We start from the raw sequence: 16,688 nt of genomic DNA, 5'->3' as shown, positions 1-16,688 counted from the left end.
CCATGCCGTCTGAATCCGACAAGCACGCCGCCCCCGACGCCCTCGTGGTCGGGGCCGGCCTGGCCGGTCTCGTCGCCGCCTCCGAGCTGCTCGACGCGGGGCGCCGCGTGACCATCGTCGAGCAGGAGCCCGCCGCCTCCCTGGGCGGACAGGCGTGGTGGTCGTTCGGCGGGCTCTTCCTCGTCGACTCGCCGGAACAGCGTCGGATGGGCGTGCACGACTCGCTCGCCCTCGCCCGGCAGGACTGGTTCGGCTCCGCCGGCTTCGACCGCGAGGAGGACCACTGGCCGCGCCGCTGGGCCGAGGCCTACCTCCAGTTCGCCGCCGGCGAGAAGCGCGCCTGGCTGCACGGGAAGGGCGTGCGCTTCTTCCCGGTCGTCGGCTGGGCGGAGCGCGGCAGCGGGGCGGCGGGCGGCCACGGCAACTCCGTCCCCCGCTTCCACATCACCTGGGGCACCGGCCCCGGCGTCGTCGCCCCCTTCGTCGCGCGCGTGCAGGCGGGCGTCGCGGCCGGCCGCGCGCGCATCCTGCACCGCCACCGCGTCGACGAGCTCATCGTGGAGGACGGGCGCGTCACCGGCGTGCGCGGCGCCGTCCTCGCCCCGGACACCGCCGCGCGCGGGGCCGCGAGCAACCGGGAGGTCACCGGCGACTTCGAGCTGCGCGCGCCCGCGGTCATCGTGACCAGCGGCGGCATCGGCGGCAACCACGACCTCGTCCGCGCCGCGTGGCCCGAGCGCCTCGGCACCCCGCCCGACTTCATGCTCTCGGGCGTGCCGGCGCACGTGGACGGCCGGATGCTCGGGATCGCCGAGAAGGCGGGCGCCCACCTGATCAACGGCGACCGGATGTGGCACTACACCGAGGGAATCCAGAACTGGGACCCGGTCTGGGCGCGGCACGGCATCCGCATCCTCCCCGGCCCGTCGTCGCTCTGGCTCGACGCCCGCGGCGAGCGGCTGCCCGCCCCGCTCTTCCCCGGGTTCGACACCCTGGGGACGCTCGAGCACCTGCGGCGGATCGGCTCGGACTACAGCTGGTTCATCCTCACCCAGAAGATCATCGAGAAGGAGTTCGCGCTCTCCGGCAGCGAGCAGAACCCCGACCTGACCGGCAAGGACGTGAGGCTGCTCGCCAAGCGCGTCGCGCCCGGCGCGCCCGGACCGGTCGAGGCGTTCAAGGAGAAGGGCGCCGACTTCATCGTCGCCGACACCCTCGACGAACTGCTCGCCGGGATGCAGCGCCTCAGCGAGGTGCCGCTCGACACCGAGCTGGTGACCAGGCACGTGCGCGAACGCGACCGCGAGATGGACAACGACTTCGGCAAGGACCTCCAGCTCGCGGCCATCCGCGGCGCCCGCGCCTACCGCGGCGACAAGCTCATCCGGGTGGCGAGCCCGCACAAGCTGCTCGACCCGAAGGCCGGCCCGCTCATCGCGGTGAAGCTGCACATCCTCACGCGCAAGAGCCTCGGCGGCATCGAGACTGATCTGGACGCGCGCGTCCTCGGCTCCGACGGCGAGCCCATCCCCGGCCTCTACGCGGCGGGCGAGGCGAGCGGTTTCGGCGGCGGCGGCGTGCACGGCTACCGGGCGCTGGAGGGCACCTTCCTCGGCGGGTGCCTGTTCTCCGGGCGCACAGCCGGACGAGCGGCGGCGCGGGCGGTCTGAGCCCACGCCGCGCCCCCGCGGGGCGCCGGAGCTACATCCGGAGCGACCAGGCCTGGCGCTTGATGAGCGTGTGGCCGCGCTGGGTCGTCAGGCGCGTCCACGTGCCGGTCTCCAGCACGGTCACCGGCTCCTCCGGGTCGAGGAAGCCCAGGCTCTCCGCAGCGAACGCGGCTCCGGCCGGGACGTACTCCAGGCCGTCGATCGGACGGCCCCACACCTCGGCCCGCACGCGCTGGACGAGCTGCTCGCCCGTGCCCTCCGGCAGGGCGTCCGCGATCTCGGCGATGCCGGCGCGCGCGGTCGCCTCCATCAGCTCGTAGGTCGTCTCGCCCACCGGGCGCCAGCCGCCCCGGGGCGGCGAGATGCCCGCCCAGGTGACCGTGGACACCTCGAGCGGCAGTCGCACGCCCACCGGTCCGGCGGGTGCGTCGTCCGCCTCCGCAGCCTCCCGGACCCGGGCGAGCCGATCGAGCAGCGAGCGGATCGGGACCACCGCGTCGAACGACACCTCGTCATCCGTCGCGAACGTCCGCAGGCCCAGCACGGTGGGGGTCTGATCGAGCAGCCCCCTCGGATAGAGGATGGCGGTGTACACCGCCAGCACGCCGGATCCTGCGATCAGGCGCACGGAGCCCTCCTCGACACGGGCCGCTCGAGACAGATAGGTCTGGAGGTCGGCGACGGCGAGGCTGTCAACGAGGGAAAACGACTGGTTCATCGGACCTCTAAACTACTAGAGACATCGGACGGAGACACTGTGAGCGAGCCATTGGCATCCCTTCTGACCGCCCTCGATCTCACCGACACCGGTGCGCGCACCAGTGAGGACATCTTCACCGGGCCCTCCCAGTGGATGCCGCTGGGCCGCGTGTTCGGCGGCCAGGTGCTCGCGCAGTCGATCGTCGCGGCGACCCGCACGGTCGGAGACGACCGCCCCATCCACTCGATGCACGGCTACTTCCTGCGCCCGGGCGACGTGAACCTGCCGATCACCTTCTCGGTCGACCGCATCCACGACGGCCGGTCGTTCTCGACCCGGCGCACCCAGGCCTACCAGAACGGCCTCCCGATCCTGTCGATGATCGCGTCGTTCCAGGATGAGGACGAGGGGCTCGAGCACCAGGTCACCATGCCGCAGGGTCTGCCGGAACCCGAGTCGCTGCCGTCGTCGGCGTCCAGCCTGGAGGACGTGCGGCATCCCGTCGCGCAGTACTGGGCGAGCGAGCGGCCGTTCGACATGCGCCACGTCACGTCACCCGTCTACCTGAGCGTCGAAGGCGAGCACGTCGCGCAGCAGGCGGTCTGGTTCCGCGCCATCGGTGAGCTCCCCGACGACCCGGCGTTGCACCGAGCGGCCCTCGCCTACGCGAGCGACTACACGATCATGGAGTCGATCATGCGCCGCCACGGCGTCGCCTGGGCCGACCCGGGACTCAAGGCCGCGAGCCTCGACCACGCGATGTGGTGGCACCGCCCGGCCCGCGTCGACGAGTGGCTGCTGTACACGCAGGAGTCGCCCAGCGCGAGCGGCGGCCGCGGCCTGGCCCAGGGCCGCATCTACAGCCGTGACGGCCGTCTGGTCGCGAGCGTCGCCCAGGAGGCGATGATCCGCGTGCCGGCCGAGCGGCGCGACTGAGCTCGGAGCCTCCGCCGGGCGCGCGTCAGCCGAAGCTGCTGCGCAGGAGCACGGTGCCGTCACCCGCGGACCGGATGTCGATGGCGGCGATGTCGGCCACCGCGACGCTGGTCGTCGCCGTCGGGACCACGGTCGTCCCCTCCTCCGCGGTCCACGTCGAGATCTGCGTCTCGTGCCCCTGCCGGTCGGTGACGACCATCGCGTAGGTCCACGAGTGCGTGCCCTGGTCGTCGCCGACCCGTGCGTAGCTGCAGCGGGACGTGATGCGCGTGCCCCAGGGCTCGGCGGTCAGCCGCAGATCCGCGGTGAGCGCGCTGGGCTCCACCTGCTCCATGGTGATGGCCTTCGCCTCCTGTGTCGTCGGCGTGAGCACGGACGGCAGGACGAAGGCGAGCACCCCGACGAGGAACACCGCGGCAGCTGCCGCGATCCCGGCGGTGAGCCAGCGGGTGCGCACGCGGTGGCGGCGCGCGCGCTTCACCAGGAGGGGCAGCACCTCGGCGCCCACTCCGGCAGCCTCGGGAGCGGGCGAGGGCTCCGTGAGCGCCGCGAGGCCTTCCTCGCGCGGCAGCAGTCCGAGGAGCCCGGGCATGCCGGCCAGTTCGGAGACAGCGGCCGCGCAGCGATCGCACTCCCCCAGGTGCTCCTCGTAGGCCCGCCGGTCCGCCGGCGACAGTGCGCCGAGGACGTACGCCGCGTCCCAGGTGGCGAACTCGTCGTGCGTCGTCATCGCTCCGTCACTCCCTTCTCCTGCAGTGCGAGGCGCAGTGCCCGCAGCCCGTAATGGAGGCGGGACTTCACCGTGCCCTCGGGAACGTCCAGCTCCCGCGAGATCTCCGCGATCGAGCGGCCGCCGTAGTACGCGTGCACGATCACGGCGCGGTGCTCGTCGGACAGCTCGGCCAGCGCGTCCGACACCAGCCAGGCGTCGAGCACCGCGTCGGACTCGCTGGCGGCGGACGTCACCTCGGGCAGCGTGTCCGTGCCGAACTCGTGCTGGTCGTGCGCGCTGCGCTTCGTGTCGATCACCAGGTTGCGGGCGACCGTGAAGAGCCACGCGCGTGCCGAGTGCTGCGACTGGTCGAGCACGGCGGGACGGCGCCACGCGCGGAGCAGGGTCTCCTGCACCACGTCGTCGGCCAGTGCTCGGTCGCCGGTGAGGTGCACCACATAGCGCCACACGGCCTGCGAGTGCTGCTCGTGCAGCTCGCGCAGCAGACGCGCGTCGTCGTCCGGCATGCCTCACCTCCCGTCCCCGTCGAGGATGACACGGTGCACGCGTGCAGAAAGTTCAACGGATCCGCAGATCGGATGAACCGTCCGGCGCGCGCATCCGTGCCTATGGTGAAGAAGACGCTACGCCGACCGAGAGGACTCCGCATGAACGACGCCACACCCCTCACCCGCCGCACCCTCGTCCACATCGGCGGGGTGACGGCCGCCGGGGCCGGCGCGCTGCTGCTCGCCGCCTGCACTTCCGACGGCCCCTCCGACGCGGGCGGGTCCGGGTCGGGTGGATCCGGGTCGGTCGGTTCAGGAGGCGGCGGGACGACCACGGTCGCCCTGTCGTCGATCCCGGTCGGCGGGGCCGTCTCCGCGTCGATCGGTTCGGCCCCGGTCGTCGTCTCGCAGCCCACGGCGGGGAAGGTCGTCGCGTTCAGCGCGGTCTGCACCCACCAGGGCTGCACGGTCGCCCCGCAGGGCAAGGAGTTCGACTGCCCCTGCCACGGCTCGAGATTCGACGCCGCGACCGGGGACGTGCTGAACGGACCGGCGCGCGATCCCCTCCCGAAGTTGACGGCGACCGTGAGCGGCGACACGGTCACGGTGACGAGCTAGCCGATCATGGAGGTCAACGGTCTTCCGCTGCACGTCCTCCTGGCGCACTTCGTCATCGTGCTGGTGCCCCTGACCGCTCTGTGCGCGCTCGCGGTGCCGTTGTGGCCGGCCGCACGGCGACGGCTCGGGATCGTCACGCCCTTGCTGGCACTCGCGAACGTCGTGCTGGTGCCGATCGTGACGGATGCCGGCGAGTGGCTGGAGGCGCGCGTCCCCTCGACCCCGCTCATCCAGCAGCACGCGGCGCTCGGGAAGGGCCTCTACCCCTGGGTCATCGCGCTCTTCGTCTTCACGGCGCTCCAGTGGGCGTGGTTCTTCTTCGTCGACCGGCCCGGCCGGGCGCGGCGGCCGTCGACGACGGTTCGGACGGTGGTGATCGTCGTTCTGGCCGTCATCGCCGCGGTGCTGGCCGCGGGGACGATCGTCGACGTCGTGCTGATCGGGGAGGCCGGCTCCCGCGCCGTCTGGGAGAACTCGTTCGCGCCGACTCCCGTGCCGACGCCGGGCACCACTTCGACGCCGTAGGTCAGCCGCGCTTGGTGAACTGCACCGGCTCGTCGAGGTAGGGCGTCCACGCGGCGCGCTCGGTTTCGTTGATCCGGCGCGGCCGCTGCGTGCCGGCGTCGACGAGCACGATCGTGGTCGCGGCGCGGGTAAACAGGGTGCGCGGCTCGGTGCCCTCGGGCGACCACACCTCGTAGCAGACCTCGAGGCTGGCGCCCCCGAGCCGGCCGAGCCAGAGCTGCACGTCGAGCGGCGGCCGCAGGTACGGGATGGGCGCGAGGTACTCGATCTCCTGCCGCGCGATCAGCGTGAGCGTGTCGGCGCCCGGTCGCCCGTCGAGGACGGCGGTCGATCCTCCGACCGCCGCCTCGGCGTCGTCGGTGACCCAGAACGCCTCGATGCGCGCCTCTTCGAGCAGGCGCAGCATCTCGGCGTTGTTGACGTGCCCGTACGCGTCCAGGTCGCTCCAGCGGAGCTTGATCGGTACGTGCAGTCGCATGGGTCTCCTCCGGTGGTGACTAGTCGCGCGTGAGCTTGCGGTACGCGGAGCGGTTCGGCTTCGCGGCGTCCGGGCCGAGGCGCTCGACCTTGTTCTCCTCGTACGCCTCGAAGTTACCTTCGAACCAGTACCAGTTGGCCGGGTCCTCGTCGGTGCCCTCGTAGGCCAGGATGTGCGTGGCGATGCGGTCGAGGAACCACCGGTCGTGGGTGATGACCACGGCGCAGCCGGGGAACTCGAGCAGCGCGTTCTCGAGGCTCGAGAGGGTCTCGACGTCGAGGTCGTTGGTCGGCTCGTCGAGCAGCAGGAGGTTGCCGCCCTGCTTGAGCGTCAACGCGAGGTTGAGGCGGTTGCGCTCACCACCGGAGAGCACGCCCGACTTCTTCTGCTGGTCCGGGCCCTTGAAACCGAAGGTCGAGACGTAGGCGCGCGACGGCACCTCGGTCTTGCCGACCTGGATGTAGTCGAGCCCGTCGGAGACGACCTCCCAGACGTTCTTGTTCGGGTCGATGCCGCCGCGGCTCTGGTCGACGTACGAGATCTTGACGGTCTCGCCGACCTTCAGGTCGCCGCCGTCGAGGGGCTCGAGACCGACGATCGTCTTGAAGAGCGTGGTCTTACCCACGCCGTTCGGGCCGATGACGCCGACGATGCCGTTGCGCGGCAGCGTGAAGGTCAGGCCGTCGATGAGCGTGCGGTCGCCGAAGCCCTTCTGGAGGTTCTTCGCGTCGATGACGATCTGGCCGAGACGCGGTCCCGGCGGGATCTGGATCTCCTCGAAGTCGAGTTTGCGTGTGCGCTCCGCCTCGGCAGCCATCTCCTCGTAGCGCGCCAGACGCGCCTTCGACTTGGCCTGTCGACCCTTGGCGTTGCTGCGCACCCAGTCGAGCTCCTCCCCGAGGCGCTTCGCGAGCTTGGCGTCCTTCTTGCCCTGGACCTCCAGGCGCTCGCGCTTCTTCTCGAGGTAGGTCGAGTAGTTGCCCTCGTACGGGTACAGGTGACCGCGGTCGACCTCGGCGATCCACTCGGCCACGTGGTCGAGGAAGTACCGGTCGTGGGTCACGGCGAGCACGGCACCGTGGTACTTGGCCAGGTGCTGCTCGAGCCAGAGCACGCTCTCGGCGTCGAGGTGGTTGGTGGGCTCGTCGAGGAGCAGGAGATCGGGCTTCTGGAGCAGGAGCTTGCAGAGCGCGACACGGCGCTTCTCACCACCGGAGAGGGTGTTGACCGGCCAGTCGCCCGGCGGGCAGCGCAGCGCGTCCATCGCCTGCTCGAGCTGGGAGTCGAGGTCCCACGCGTCCGCGGCGTCGATCTGCTCCTGCAGCGTGCCCATCTCGGCCAGCAGGGTGTCGAAGTCGGCGTCGGGGTCGGCGAGGAGGCCCGAGATCTCGTTGAAGCGGTCGACCTTGCCCTTGATGTCGCCGACGCCCTCCTGGACGTTCTCCAGGACCGTCTTGCTCTCGTCGAGCAGCGGCTCCTGCATGAGGATGCCGACGGAGTATCCGGGGGTCAGCTTCGCATCGCCGTTGGACGGCGTGTCGAGGCCCGCCATGATCTTGAGGATCGTGGACTTACCGGCACCGTTCGGGCCGACCACACCGATCTTGGCACCCGGGAGGAACGCCATGGTGACGTCGTCCAGGATGACCTTGTCGCCGACCGCTTTGCGGGCGCGCACCATCGAGTAAATGTATTCGGCCACGTTTCTTCTCTAACTCCCTGTCGTCCGCTCGGCGCGCGTCGGAGCACATCCCGATCGCCGCCCTGTACGAGGATACCGGCTGCGACGCGCCGGAGCCCGCCCGCTACCAGTCGATCGGCCGCGTCTGGCCGATGAGGCACGCGCCGCCGACGAGCACCGGCGTCGTCTCGCTGTTGTAGCCGCCCGCGTCGGCGCCGTTCTGCCCGATCAAGCAGGCGTCGCCCATCTTGACCGAGAACTGGATGCTGTTCGCCTTCAGCCCGATCGTGGTCGTGTCCACCGTGACCTGCATGTCGGCCTTCGTGAAGCCCGCCGCCACCAGGGCGTCGATGAAGTCGCGGCCCTTCGCGTCGGGGTTCGCGGCGAGCGTCGCCTGGTTGACCTTGTTGAAGAAGGGCAGGTTCTGTTCAGCCGTGCCGCCGGGCACGAGCTCGGGTGCGGCCGCGCCCGTCGCGGTCGGAGTCGGGGTCGACGTGGGCGTGGGGCTCGCCGACGGCTTCGCGCCTGGGGTGCATCCGGTCAGCGCGAGCGCGAGCACGGTGGCGGCGAGGGCGGCCGATGCGGCGCCGGTCCGGGCTCGGGAGGCACGCGTGCGGGGCGTGGGCCGGCTGCGGAGGACAGGGCGTCGCGTCATGGGGTACACGTTATCGATCCTTCGCTGGAGATGCGTCGGGAGACACCCGCGCACGCACGAATGCCGACCGGCCTCCGGCGAGGTCGTGGCCGATCGCCATCGCCTCCACCTCCGCCGTGACACCAGGCTGCTCCCCCGCCCACTCGCGGATGACCAATCGCCCGACGACCAGCACGGGGTCGCCGGCCTCCAGCGAGCCGGCCGCCGCGACCGCGAGCCGACGGAGCGCACTCACCGTGAACCAGCTGCCGTCGCGCGACGCCGCGGCGGACAGCAGGCGGAAGGTGGTGACCGCCAGCCCCTCCGCGGTGACCAGGTGACGAGGCCGCGAGGCGACCACGCCCCGGACCGTGAACGATGCGTCCATCCATCCATCCCTCCTGCCGTCCGACCGGTGCCGGGCGTGGTCCCAGCCTGGCGCGGCCCCCATCCCCGACGACCCTCACGTCGGTATCCGTGGAGAACCCGCGGGCAGAACGTCCTGTGGAGAGCCGCACGCGGATGCGCGACACAGCGCGGCGGCTGCGCTCCACAGCTCCCACCCGCGGTTACCATCGGCGCATGCACTGGTGGAATGACTTCGTCGATTGGTTCTTCGCACCGGCCACCCGGCCGGTCATCTTCTACGGCGCCGTCCTCGCGGTCGCCGTCATCGTGTCCGGCCTGCTCGCCGCCTGGATCGCCCGCGGAGCCCTCAAGGGTCTCCTCTCGCGCACCGACCGGCAGCAGAAGGCGTCCGCGATCGCCGCGCTCGTCGACGCCGCGACCGAGGCCTCCGTCTGGAACTCCCTCACCCCCGCCGAGCAGATCCTCTCCGACCGCGCGGTCGGCCAGGCCGACATCCTCGTGCGCCTCCTGCCCATCAAGGGCTCGGGCGTCGCGGCCAACTGGGCCGGCCACCAGCTCGCGGAGATGAAGCGCGCCTCCGCGACGTTCGGCTACCAGCTCGACCCGGCCATCGCGGAGTTCCGCGACCGGCTCATCGAGTGGCAGAACAAGCCGGGCCGCGCACGCAAGATCTTCCAGAACGACCTCGAGCGCTGGCGCTTCGAAAACACCGATGGCGAGCGCAGCGTCCTGCAGCAGCAGGATGCGTGGGTCGCCCAGCAGCACCACGAGCAGTATGCGGCGCCTGCCGCGTCGGAGCAGACGACGGCCGACAGCGGCCCGCTCAGCGCGCTGACGACGCCGGTCGACACCGGCGAGGGCAACGACACCGCCCCGACCTCGCGCCTCGGTCAGCCCGTCTGATCACGCCTCGACGCGTCACCACCCGAACGAGAGGGGGCGCCGGCTTCGTGCCGGCGCCCCCTCTCGCGTTCCACGGCGGCGCCGCGGGTCGACCTCACTCGGAGTAGTCGCCGCGCTCCTGCCACCAGGAGTCGAACATGCTGGCCGGGACGCGCCGCTTGTGCTCCGTCGCCAGGTACCGGGCTTCGATGGCCGCCGCGTTCTCCTCCGGGACCTCCCGCCCCTCCAGGAAGTCGTCGATGATCGCGTAGCTGAGGCCGAGGTTGTCCTCGTCGGTCTGGCCCGGGTTGTGGTCCAGGAGGTCCGCCGTCGGCGCTTTCTCGTACAGGCGCGCCGGGGCGTCCAGCTGCTGCAGGAGCGCCTTGCCCTGCCGCTTGGTCAGGCCCGTCAGCGGAAGCACATCGGTCCCGCCGTCGCCGTACTTCGTGAAGAAGCCGGTCACCGCCTCCGCCGCGTGGTCGGTGCCGACCACGAGCAGGCGGCGCTGGCCCGCGATCGCGTACTGCGCGACCATGCGCAGCCGCGCCTTCACGTTCCCCTTCGTGAAATCCGTCATCGCATCGCCGACGGCGTCCGCGTACTCGTCCTGCACGCCGTCCGTGCCGCGCTGGATGTTGAACGTCACCGTGCGCTGCGGCCGGATGAACGAGAGCGCGAGCTGCGCGTCGTCCTCGTCGTGCTGCACCGCGTAGGGCAGGCGCACGGCGATGAACTCCGCCTCGACGCCGCGCTCGGCGAGGCGCTCGACCGCGAGCTGGCAGAGCCGCCCCGCGAGCGAGGAGTCCTGGCCGCCGCTGATGCCGAGGACGAAGCCGGAGGCGCCCGTCGCCGTGAGATAGCGGACGAGGAAGTCGACCCGCTTCTCGACCTCGGCGGCCGCGTCGATGGTGGGGCTGACGTTCAGTTCGTCGATGATCCGTGCCTGCAGTTCGCGCATGTGCCAACGATATCCCCGGCTCGTTTCGGCCGTGTGAACGGGCCTTCCAGATCGCGAGAGGCTGCGGATACCATCAGCGCATGTCCCCCGACATCGCCACCGTCGTGATCGTCCCGCTGCTCGCGGTGGCGGCGCCGATCCTGGCGCGGCTGGTCGGGCGGGTGGCGGCCATCCCCCTCGTCGTGTTCGAGATCGTGCTGGGGCTGCTGGTCGGGCCGAGCGTGCTGGGCTGGGTGCCCGCGAGCGACGCGCTGCACGCCGTCTCGAACTTCGGGCTCGCGTTCCTCTTCTTCATGGCGGGCAACGAGATCGACTTCCCCGCCATCGCGGGCCGGCCGTTGCGGCGCGCGTCACTGGGCTGGCTGATCTCGCTGGTGGCGGGCGTCCTCATCGCCGTCCTCCTGTCGCCGTCGTTCGTCACCGCCGTGTACGTGGGCATCGCGCTCACGTCGACCGCCCTCGGCACACTGATGCCGGTGCTCCGGGATGCGGGCGAGCTGCGCACACCGTTCGGGCGCGCCGTCACCGCGGTGGGCGCGGTCGGAGAGTTCGGGCCGCTGCTGGCGATCTCCCTGTTCCTGAGCGGCCGCAAACCGCTCGCCGCCGCCCTCGTGCTCATCGGGTTCGCGGTCGTCGCCGGGGCCGCCGTCTGGTTCGCGTCCCGCGGCGCGCATCGCGGTTTCCATCGGCTGGTGCGCGCGACGCTGCACACGAGTGGTCAGTTCGCGGTGCGCTTCGTCGTGCTGGTGATCGCCGCGCTCGTCGGCCTCAGTCTCGCGCTCGGTCTCGACATGCTGCTCGGCGCCTTCGCGGCCGGCGTCATCTGCCGCGTCCTGCTCTCCGGGGGCGACGAGGAGGACGCCCACCAGATCGAGGGCAAGCTCGAGGCCGTGGCGTTCGGCGTGCTCGTGCCCGTGTTCTTCATCACGACGGGCATCACCTTCGACCTGCGCGCGCTCGTCTCCGACCCGCACGCGCTGCTCCTGCTGCCGATCTTCCTCGTGCTGCTGCTGGTGGTCCGGGGGCTGCCCGGCTCGCTCGCCGCGCCGCCCGGATCGACGTTCGCCGATCGCGCGTCCATCACGCTCTTCAGCGCCACCGGCCTCCCGATCATCGTCGCCGTCACGGGGATCGGCGTCTCCGCGGGCGAGCTGGAACCGGGTACGGCGACTGCGCTCGTCGGCGCCGGGATGCTCTCGGTGCTGATTTTCCCGCTGGTCGCGCTCGTGCTCCGCAAGCGCTCCTCCGACGGGGGCGAGCGGCCGGCCGACCCGGATCACGTCCCGGTCGTCGGCTGACCGCTACGGGACGCGGGTGACCGCGCGCGCCAGGATCGCCGTCGTGAGGGCCTCGATCGGCTCGCTCGCCGCGGCCGGGTTCGACAGCAGCGTGAAGTCCACGTGTCCCAGCTCCGGCAGCGCGAAACGGTTCGTGACCTTGACCAGATCGGTCGGGATGAGGGACCGCGGGAACACCGCCACGCCGATCCCCGCGCGCACCGCCGCGAGCACCCCGTTGACCTCGCGGGTGTTGCACGTGATCCGCCAGGTGCGGCCCGCCTCCTCCAGCGCGTCGATCGCGACCTGCCGGCTGAGGCTCGTGCCCTGGTAGGCGATCAGCGGCAGCGGCTGGTCGGGATCGAAGACCGTCTTCTCCTGGCCCATCCAGACGAGTTCGTCGGTCGCGACGACCGTGCCCTCGGTCGTCCCGGGGTTCTGCTTGATGAAGATGAGGTCGAGGTGCCCCGCCTTCAAGCGCCGGTGCAGCGGACCCGACTGGTCGACGGTGAGCTCCAGGTTGATCTGGGGATGCTGCTGGCGGAAGTGCCGCAGGATGCGCGGCAGCGTGGTGATCGCCAGGTCGTCGGCGGCGCCGAACCGCAGCCGGCCGCGCATCGCGGACCCGCTGAAGTAGCGGTCGGCCTCCGCGTGGGCCGCGAGGATCGTGCGGGCGAACCCGGCCATGGCGTCGCCGTTGTCGGTCAGCCGCACCTCGCGGGTGTCGCGGGCGACCAGCTGACGTTTGGCCGCTTCCTCCAGCCGACGCACGTGCTGGCTGACGGTCGGCTGGCTGATGCCGAGCCGCCCCGCCGCGCGCGTGAAGCTGCGCGTGTCGGCCACGGCGAGGAAGGTGCGGAGCAGCACGGGATCGAACATCATCCATCCATTCGGAAAGCCAATAGGAGTTATAGCTTCGATTGGACCAAACAATACCCCGCCGCGACGTACAGTCGAAGGAGCCCATATACGGAACCAGACATCTCGATACACACGCAAGGAATCTCGTGGCGACCTCCACAGCAGCAGCCCCGCCGACCGGCCCCATGCCCGTGCTCAGCACGCGGCCCCCGTGGAGGGAGACCTTCGTCTCGCTCCGCGTCCGCAACTACCGCATCTTCGCCGCGAGCAACCTCGTCGCCAACACGGCCGTCTGGATGCAGCGCATCGCGATGGACTGGCTCGTGCTCCAGCTGTCCGGGAGCGTCGCGGCGGTCGGCATCACCGTCTTCATGCAGTTCACGCCGATGCTCGTCCTCGGCCTCTACGGCGGGGTGCTGACCGACCGCTACTCGAAGCAGCGCCTGCTCATCATCACCCAGTCGGCGGCCTCGGGCCTCGCCGTCGCGCTCGCGGTCCTCACCCTGACCGGGAGCGTGCAGGTCTGGCACGTCTACCTCATCTCGTTCCTGCTCGGACTCGTCACCGTGGTCGACAACCCCGCGCGCCAAGTGTTCGTCAACGAGCTCGTCGGGCCGAAGTACCTGCGCAACGCGATCAGCCTCAACTCGTCGATCTTCCAGCTCGGCGGGCTCATCGGTCCCGCCGTCGCCGGCCTGCTGATCACGGCGGTCGGTGGAGGCTGGTCCTTCGTGATCAACGCGGGCGCCTGTCTCGCCGTCGTCGCCGCCCTCTGCACGCTGCGCCGCGACCAGCTGCACCGGTCCCCCGCCGCTCCCCGCGCCAAGGGCCAGCTGCTCGAGGGGATGCGCTACGTGCGCCGCAAGCCCGTCATCTTCTGGACCGTCGTCATGGTCGCGATCATCGCCGTCTTCGCCTTCAACATGCCGGTGTTCCTGGCCGCCTACGCCAATAACGTCTACGACGTCGGCGCGCAGGGCTACGGTCTCTTCAACGCTCTCGTCGCCGCCGGTGCACTCGCGGGGGCGCTCGCCTCCACGCGCCGCACCAGCGTCCGGCTCTCGATGGTGGTCGGCACGGCCGCCGCGCTCGGCGTCGTTCAGGCCCTCGCCGGCTTCGCGCCCAGCGAGATCGCCTTCGGCGTCCTGCTCGTCGGCATCGGCGTCGGCAACCTGCTCTTCATCACCGCCGCGAACTCCCTCGTGCAGATGTCGTCGAACCTGCAGATCCGCGGCCGCGTGATCTCGCTGTACATCCTCGTGCTCCTCGGTGGCCAGGCGATCGGCGGACCGGTCATGGGCTGGCTGGTGGAGGCGATCGGCCCGCACCTCGCCATGATGATCTCCGGCATCGTGCCCGCCCTCGCCGCGATCGTGATCGGCGTGCTCATCGCCCGCCAGGCGAGCCTCCGTCTCCGCTTCGGCCTCCGCGGCCGCCGCCCCGTCATCGCGATCGTGACACGCGCGGGAAAGAGCGGCGCGACGCTCTGACGCGCGCTCGCGTCGCGGGCGCCAATCGGGCCTGAGACGTCACGACACGCCCTTTTGCGCGACCTTTCGGGCCGCTGGAGGGCGTGTCGCGAGGTCTCGCAGCGCGCCAGGGTGGGAGGTGGCCTGCGGTATCCTTGTGGGCGCGCCCCCGTAGCTCAGCGGATAGAGCAGGAGCCTTCTAATCTCTTGGTCGCAGGTTCGATTCCTGCCGGGGGCACCACTGTGCGAGGTTTCCGCCGCACCACCTCTCGTGGTGCTTCTCATCTCTTGGTCGCAGGTTCGATTCCTGCCGGGGGCACCAGAGTGCCGGAACAGCTCTCGTGGTGCTTCTCATCTCTTGGTCGCAGGTTCGATTCCTGCCGGGGCACCACTGTGCCACGCGCTCTCGCGCAGCTTCAGACCGCCTTCGCCGCCGCCACGAGCACCTGCTGCAGCGTCGGCACCCCCTCGGCGCGGAAGACCTCGGCGCCGTCCGATCCCAGGACGATCACGGTGGGGGTCGAGCGGATGCCGTCGCGTTCCGCGCGGTCGAGGGCGCGCGTCACGTCGAGCTCGGTGACGGACAGCGCCGGAACGAGCCGGGCCGCCTCCGCGAGCACGGCGCGGGTCTGCATGCACGGTTCGCAGAAGGCCGACGTGTACAGGGTGAGTGCGATGCCCTCGGTGACGTCCCGGGCAACGGACGGTGACGAATCCACGCTGTCAGTGTACGTCGGGCGAACGGGCGACGACGATCGCGTCTCCCGGGGCGAGATGTCACCCGCGCGTCATCCGTGGCACCGAGAATCGCACCGTGAGCCGGTCCAGCTTCTCTCGGTACATCGCCCTCGGAGACTCGATCACCGAAGGGCTGTGCGACGCGGCCCCCGGACGCCAGGGCAGCTGGCTGGGCTGGGCCGACCGGCTGGCCGGCATCCTCGACGGGGACGCGCGGCTCGCCGGCCACACGCTCGAGTTCGCCAATCTCGCCGTGCGCGGACGCCGCATCGCCGACGTCGTCGCCGACCAGGTGCCGCACGCCGTCCGGCTGCGGCCCGATCTGGTGTCCGTGCTGATCGGCGGCAACGACCTGATGAGCGCGAAGGCCGATCCCGACGCGCTCGCGGCCGAGCTGGAGACCGGGGTGCGGGCACTGCGCGCAGCAGGATCGAACGTCCTGCTCGCCAACCTCTTCGACCCGCAGTTCGCGTTCTTCCTCAAACCGTTCCGCGGGCGGGCCGCCGTCTTCAACGCCAACATCTGGAGCATCGCCCGCGACCAGCAGGCGACCGTCCTCGACGTGTGGGGCGTGCGCGAGTTCCAGGAGGCCGGGATGTGGGCCTCCGACCGCGTGCACCTCAGCTCCCGCGGCCACCGGGCGCTCGCCAGCCTCGCCGCGCACACCCTCGGCATCCCCTACGCCGAGACGGCACCGCTCGAGGAGGCGACATCGGCCCCGGCCGCGGCTCCCGACCCTGCGCCGGACGAGATCCCGTTCCGCACCTGGTTGCGCGTGTACGCCATCCCGTGGGCCGGCCGCCGCCTCCGCCACATCTCCGCCGGCGACGGGATGGATCCCAAGCACCCGGTCCCGCGCCCGGTGCCGTGGGCCGTCGGAGGGCCGCACTAAGATCGAAGGCATGTCTAACTCCTCGGATCGACTGGTCTGGATCGACTGCGAGATGACCGGGCTCGACCTCGAGGTCGACGAACTGGTCGAGATCGCCGTCGTCATCACCGACTTCGAGCTGAACGTCCTCGACCCCGGGCTCAGCATCGTCATCAAGCCGGACGCCTCCGCGCTCGAGAACATGAACGACTTCGTGCGCGACATGCACACCACCTCGGGGCTCATCGAAGAGATCCCGAACGGGAAGAGCCTGGCCGAAGCCGAGTACGAGGTGCTGGAGTACGTGCTGAAGTTCGTCCCCGGCGCGCGCACCGCGCCACTGGCCGGCAACACCATCGGCACCGACCGCATGTTCCTCGCGAAGTACATGCCGCGCCTCGACAACCACCTCCACTACCGCAGTGTCGACGTCTCCTCGATCAAGGAGCTCTCCCGCCGCTGGTTCCCCCGCGTGTACTTCAACGCGCCCGGGAAGAACGGCGGACACCGCGCGCTCGCCGACATCCTGGAGTCCATCCGCGAGCTCGACTACTACCGCGCCGCAGCCTTCGTGGGCGAGCCGGGACCCACCACGGAGCACACCCAGGAGGTCGCCGCGGCCGTGGTGGAAAAATGGGCGCCGCGGATGTACTAGAATCGATGAGTTGCCTCGGCCGGATCACCTGAAACGGTCGCAGGACATGGTGGGTATAGCTCAGCTGGTAGAGCGCCTGGTTGTGGTCCAGGAGGTCGCGGGTTCAAGCCCCGTTACTCACCCCGAACGAAAAGCCCCGGTCTAG

General features: G+C 70.8%; 19 protein-coding genes and 2 tRNA genes. 11 read left to right on the top strand and 10 right to left on the bottom strand.

Annotation, left to right across the window (positions count from 1 at the left end):
- The first annotated feature begins 2 nt into the window (after positions 1-2).
- On the top strand, positions 3-1,670 hold the full coding sequence (locus FHX33_RS04835; RefSeq protein WP_183428222.1) for an FAD-binding dehydrogenase: 1,668 nt from the start codon (positions 3-5) through the stop codon (positions 1,668-1,670).
- Between the two features lie 31 nt (positions 1,671-1,701).
- Here the strand turns inward: FHX33_RS04835 and FHX33_RS04830 are convergent, their stop codons facing one another.
- A complete protein-coding gene (locus FHX33_RS04830; protein WP_021763804.1) occupies positions 1,702-2,388 on the bottom strand; it encodes a DUF8185 domain-containing protein in 687 nt (228 codons plus the stop codon).
- Positions 2,389-2,427: 39 nt separating this feature from the next.
- Between FHX33_RS04830 and FHX33_RS04825 the strand changes: the two genes are divergently transcribed.
- Positions 2,428-3,306: an acyl-CoA thioesterase gene (locus FHX33_RS04825; RefSeq protein ID WP_081704013.1), complete on the top strand. Its 879-nt coding sequence runs from the start codon at positions 2,428-2,430 to the stop codon at positions 3,304-3,306.
- Between the two features lie 25 nt (positions 3,307-3,331).
- Here FHX33_RS04825 and FHX33_RS04820 read toward each other — a convergent pair whose 3' ends face one another.
- Both FHX33_RS04820 and FHX33_RS04815 read right to left on the bottom strand, forming a co-directional pair.
- Entirely contained in the window at positions 3,332-4,036 is a 705-nt protein-coding gene (locus FHX33_RS04820; RefSeq protein ID WP_021763802.1) for an anti-sigma factor family protein, read from the bottom strand.
- Complete coding sequence (locus tag FHX33_RS04815; protein WP_021763801.1) at positions 4,033-4,545, bottom strand: sigma-70 family RNA polymerase sigma factor; 513 nt, start codon at positions 4,543-4,545, stop codon at positions 4,033-4,035. Before FHX33_RS04815 ends, FHX33_RS04820 begins: the two co-directional genes overlap by 4 nt.
- A gap of 141 nt (positions 4,546-4,686) precedes the next feature.
- Here FHX33_RS04815 and FHX33_RS04810 point away from each other — a divergent pair, with 141 nt between their 5' ends.
- Positions 4,687-5,145 carry a QcrA and Rieske domain-containing protein gene (locus FHX33_RS04810; protein ID WP_021763800.1) on the top strand — a complete coding sequence of 153 codons (459 nt, stop codon included), beginning with the start codon at positions 4,687-4,689 and terminating at the stop codon, positions 5,143-5,145.
- A 6-nt stretch (positions 5,146-5,151) separates the two neighbouring features.
- The gene (locus tag FHX33_RS04805; RefSeq protein ID WP_021763799.1) at positions 5,152-5,670 is read left to right on the top strand and encodes a hypothetical protein; all 519 of its coding nucleotides are present in this window, start codon (positions 5,152-5,154) and stop codon (positions 5,668-5,670) included.
- Position 5,671: 1 nt separating this feature from the next.
- Here the strand turns inward: FHX33_RS04805 and FHX33_RS04800 are convergent, their stop codons facing one another.
- The 4 genes from FHX33_RS04800 to FHX33_RS04785 all read right to left on the bottom strand — a co-directional run bounded on the left by FHX33_RS04800 (position 5,672) and on the right by FHX33_RS04785 (position 8,851).
- The gene (locus FHX33_RS04800; protein ID WP_021763798.1) at positions 5,672-6,148 is read right to left on the bottom strand and encodes an acyl-CoA thioesterase; all 477 of its coding nucleotides are present in this window, start codon (positions 6,146-6,148) and stop codon (positions 5,672-5,674) included.
- Positions 6,149-6,167: 19 nt separating this feature from the next.
- On the bottom strand, positions 6,168-7,850 hold the full coding sequence (ettA, locus tag FHX33_RS04795; RefSeq protein WP_039922833.1) for an energy-dependent translational throttle protein EttA: 1,683 nt from the start codon (positions 7,848-7,850) through the stop codon (positions 6,168-6,170).
- A gap of 103 nt (positions 7,851-7,953) precedes the next feature.
- The gene (locus FHX33_RS04790; RefSeq protein ID WP_183428221.1) at positions 7,954-8,484 is read right to left on the bottom strand and encodes a DUF6993 domain-containing protein; all 531 of its coding nucleotides are present in this window, start codon (positions 8,482-8,484) and stop codon (positions 7,954-7,956) included.
- Between the two features lie 10 nt (positions 8,485-8,494).
- The gene (locus FHX33_RS04785) at positions 8,495-8,851 is read right to left on the bottom strand and encodes a single-stranded DNA-binding protein (protein ID WP_051336881.1); all 357 of its coding nucleotides are present in this window, start codon (positions 8,849-8,851) and stop codon (positions 8,495-8,497) included.
- Positions 8,852-9,045: 194 nt separating this feature from the next.
- Here FHX33_RS04785 and FHX33_RS04780 point away from each other — a divergent pair, with 194 nt between their 5' ends.
- Complete coding sequence (locus FHX33_RS04780) at positions 9,046-9,735, top strand: hypothetical protein (protein ID WP_021755479.1); 690 nt, start codon at positions 9,046-9,048, stop codon at positions 9,733-9,735.
- Positions 9,736-9,829: 94 nt separating this feature from the next.
- Here FHX33_RS04780 and nadE read toward each other — a convergent pair whose 3' ends face one another.
- Positions 9,830-10,672 (bottom strand): ammonia-dependent NAD(+) synthetase, encoded by an 843-nt coding sequence (gene nadE / locus FHX33_RS04775; RefSeq protein WP_021755477.1) that lies wholly within the window; start codon positions 10,670-10,672, stop codon positions 9,830-9,832.
- 80 nt (positions 10,673-10,752) lie between these two features.
- Between nadE and FHX33_RS04770 the strand changes: the two genes are divergently transcribed.
- Positions 10,753-11,970, top strand: a complete 1,218-nt coding sequence (locus FHX33_RS04770; protein WP_021755476.1) for a cation:proton antiporter — start codon at positions 10,753-10,755, stop codon at positions 11,968-11,970.
- Between the two features lie 3 nt (positions 11,971-11,973).
- Here FHX33_RS04770 and FHX33_RS04765 read toward each other — a convergent pair whose 3' ends face one another.
- Entirely contained in the window at positions 11,974-12,828 is an 855-nt protein-coding gene (locus tag FHX33_RS04765) for a LysR substrate-binding domain-containing protein (protein ID WP_039920771.1), read from the bottom strand.
- A gap of 167 nt (positions 12,829-12,995) precedes the next feature.
- On the opposite strand from FHX33_RS04765, the gene FHX33_RS04760 reads away from it, so the two are divergent.
- Together FHX33_RS04760 and FHX33_RS04755 are read left to right on the top strand one after the other, a co-directional pair.
- Positions 12,996-14,300 (top strand): MFS transporter, encoded by a 1,305-nt coding sequence (locus FHX33_RS04760; protein WP_021755472.1) that lies wholly within the window; start codon positions 12,996-12,998, stop codon positions 14,298-14,300.
- 144 nt (positions 14,301-14,444) lie between these two features.
- Positions 14,445-14,520: transfer RNA gene (locus tag FHX33_RS04755), tRNA-Arg, on the top strand.
- Positions 14,521-14,695: 175 nt separating this feature from the next.
- Here the strand turns inward: FHX33_RS04755 and FHX33_RS04750 are convergent.
- Positions 14,696-14,998 (bottom strand): thioredoxin family protein, encoded by a 303-nt coding sequence (locus FHX33_RS04750; RefSeq protein ID WP_021755470.1) that lies wholly within the window; start codon positions 14,996-14,998, stop codon positions 14,696-14,698.
- A gap of 95 nt (positions 14,999-15,093) precedes the next feature.
- Here FHX33_RS04750 and FHX33_RS04745 point away from each other — a divergent pair, with 95 nt between their 5' ends.
- The 3 genes from FHX33_RS04745 to FHX33_RS04735 all read left to right on the top strand — a co-directional run bounded on the left by FHX33_RS04745 (position 15,094) and on the right by FHX33_RS04735 (position 16,665).
- Positions 15,094-15,909, top strand: coding sequence for an SGNH/GDSL hydrolase family protein (locus FHX33_RS04745; RefSeq protein WP_021755468.1), 816 nt, complete (start codon positions 15,094-15,096; stop codon positions 15,907-15,909).
- A gap of 10 nt (positions 15,910-15,919) precedes the next feature.
- On the top strand, positions 15,920-16,543 hold the full coding sequence (gene orn, locus FHX33_RS04740; RefSeq protein WP_021755461.1) for an oligoribonuclease: 624 nt from the start codon (positions 15,920-15,922) through the stop codon (positions 16,541-16,543).
- A gap of 49 nt (positions 16,544-16,592) precedes the next feature.
- Positions 16,593-16,665 (top strand) — tRNA-His (locus tag FHX33_RS04735).
- Positions 16,666-16,688: the final 23 nt, after the last annotated feature.

Origin of the sequence: Leifsonia aquatica (assembly GCF_014190775.1) — a bacterium.
In the GTDB taxonomy this organism is placed as follows: Bacteria; Actinomycetota; Actinomycetes; order Actinomycetales; family Microbacteriaceae; genus Leifsonia; species Leifsonia aquatica.
This window is presented reverse-complemented; position numbering and strand designations above follow the sequence as displayed.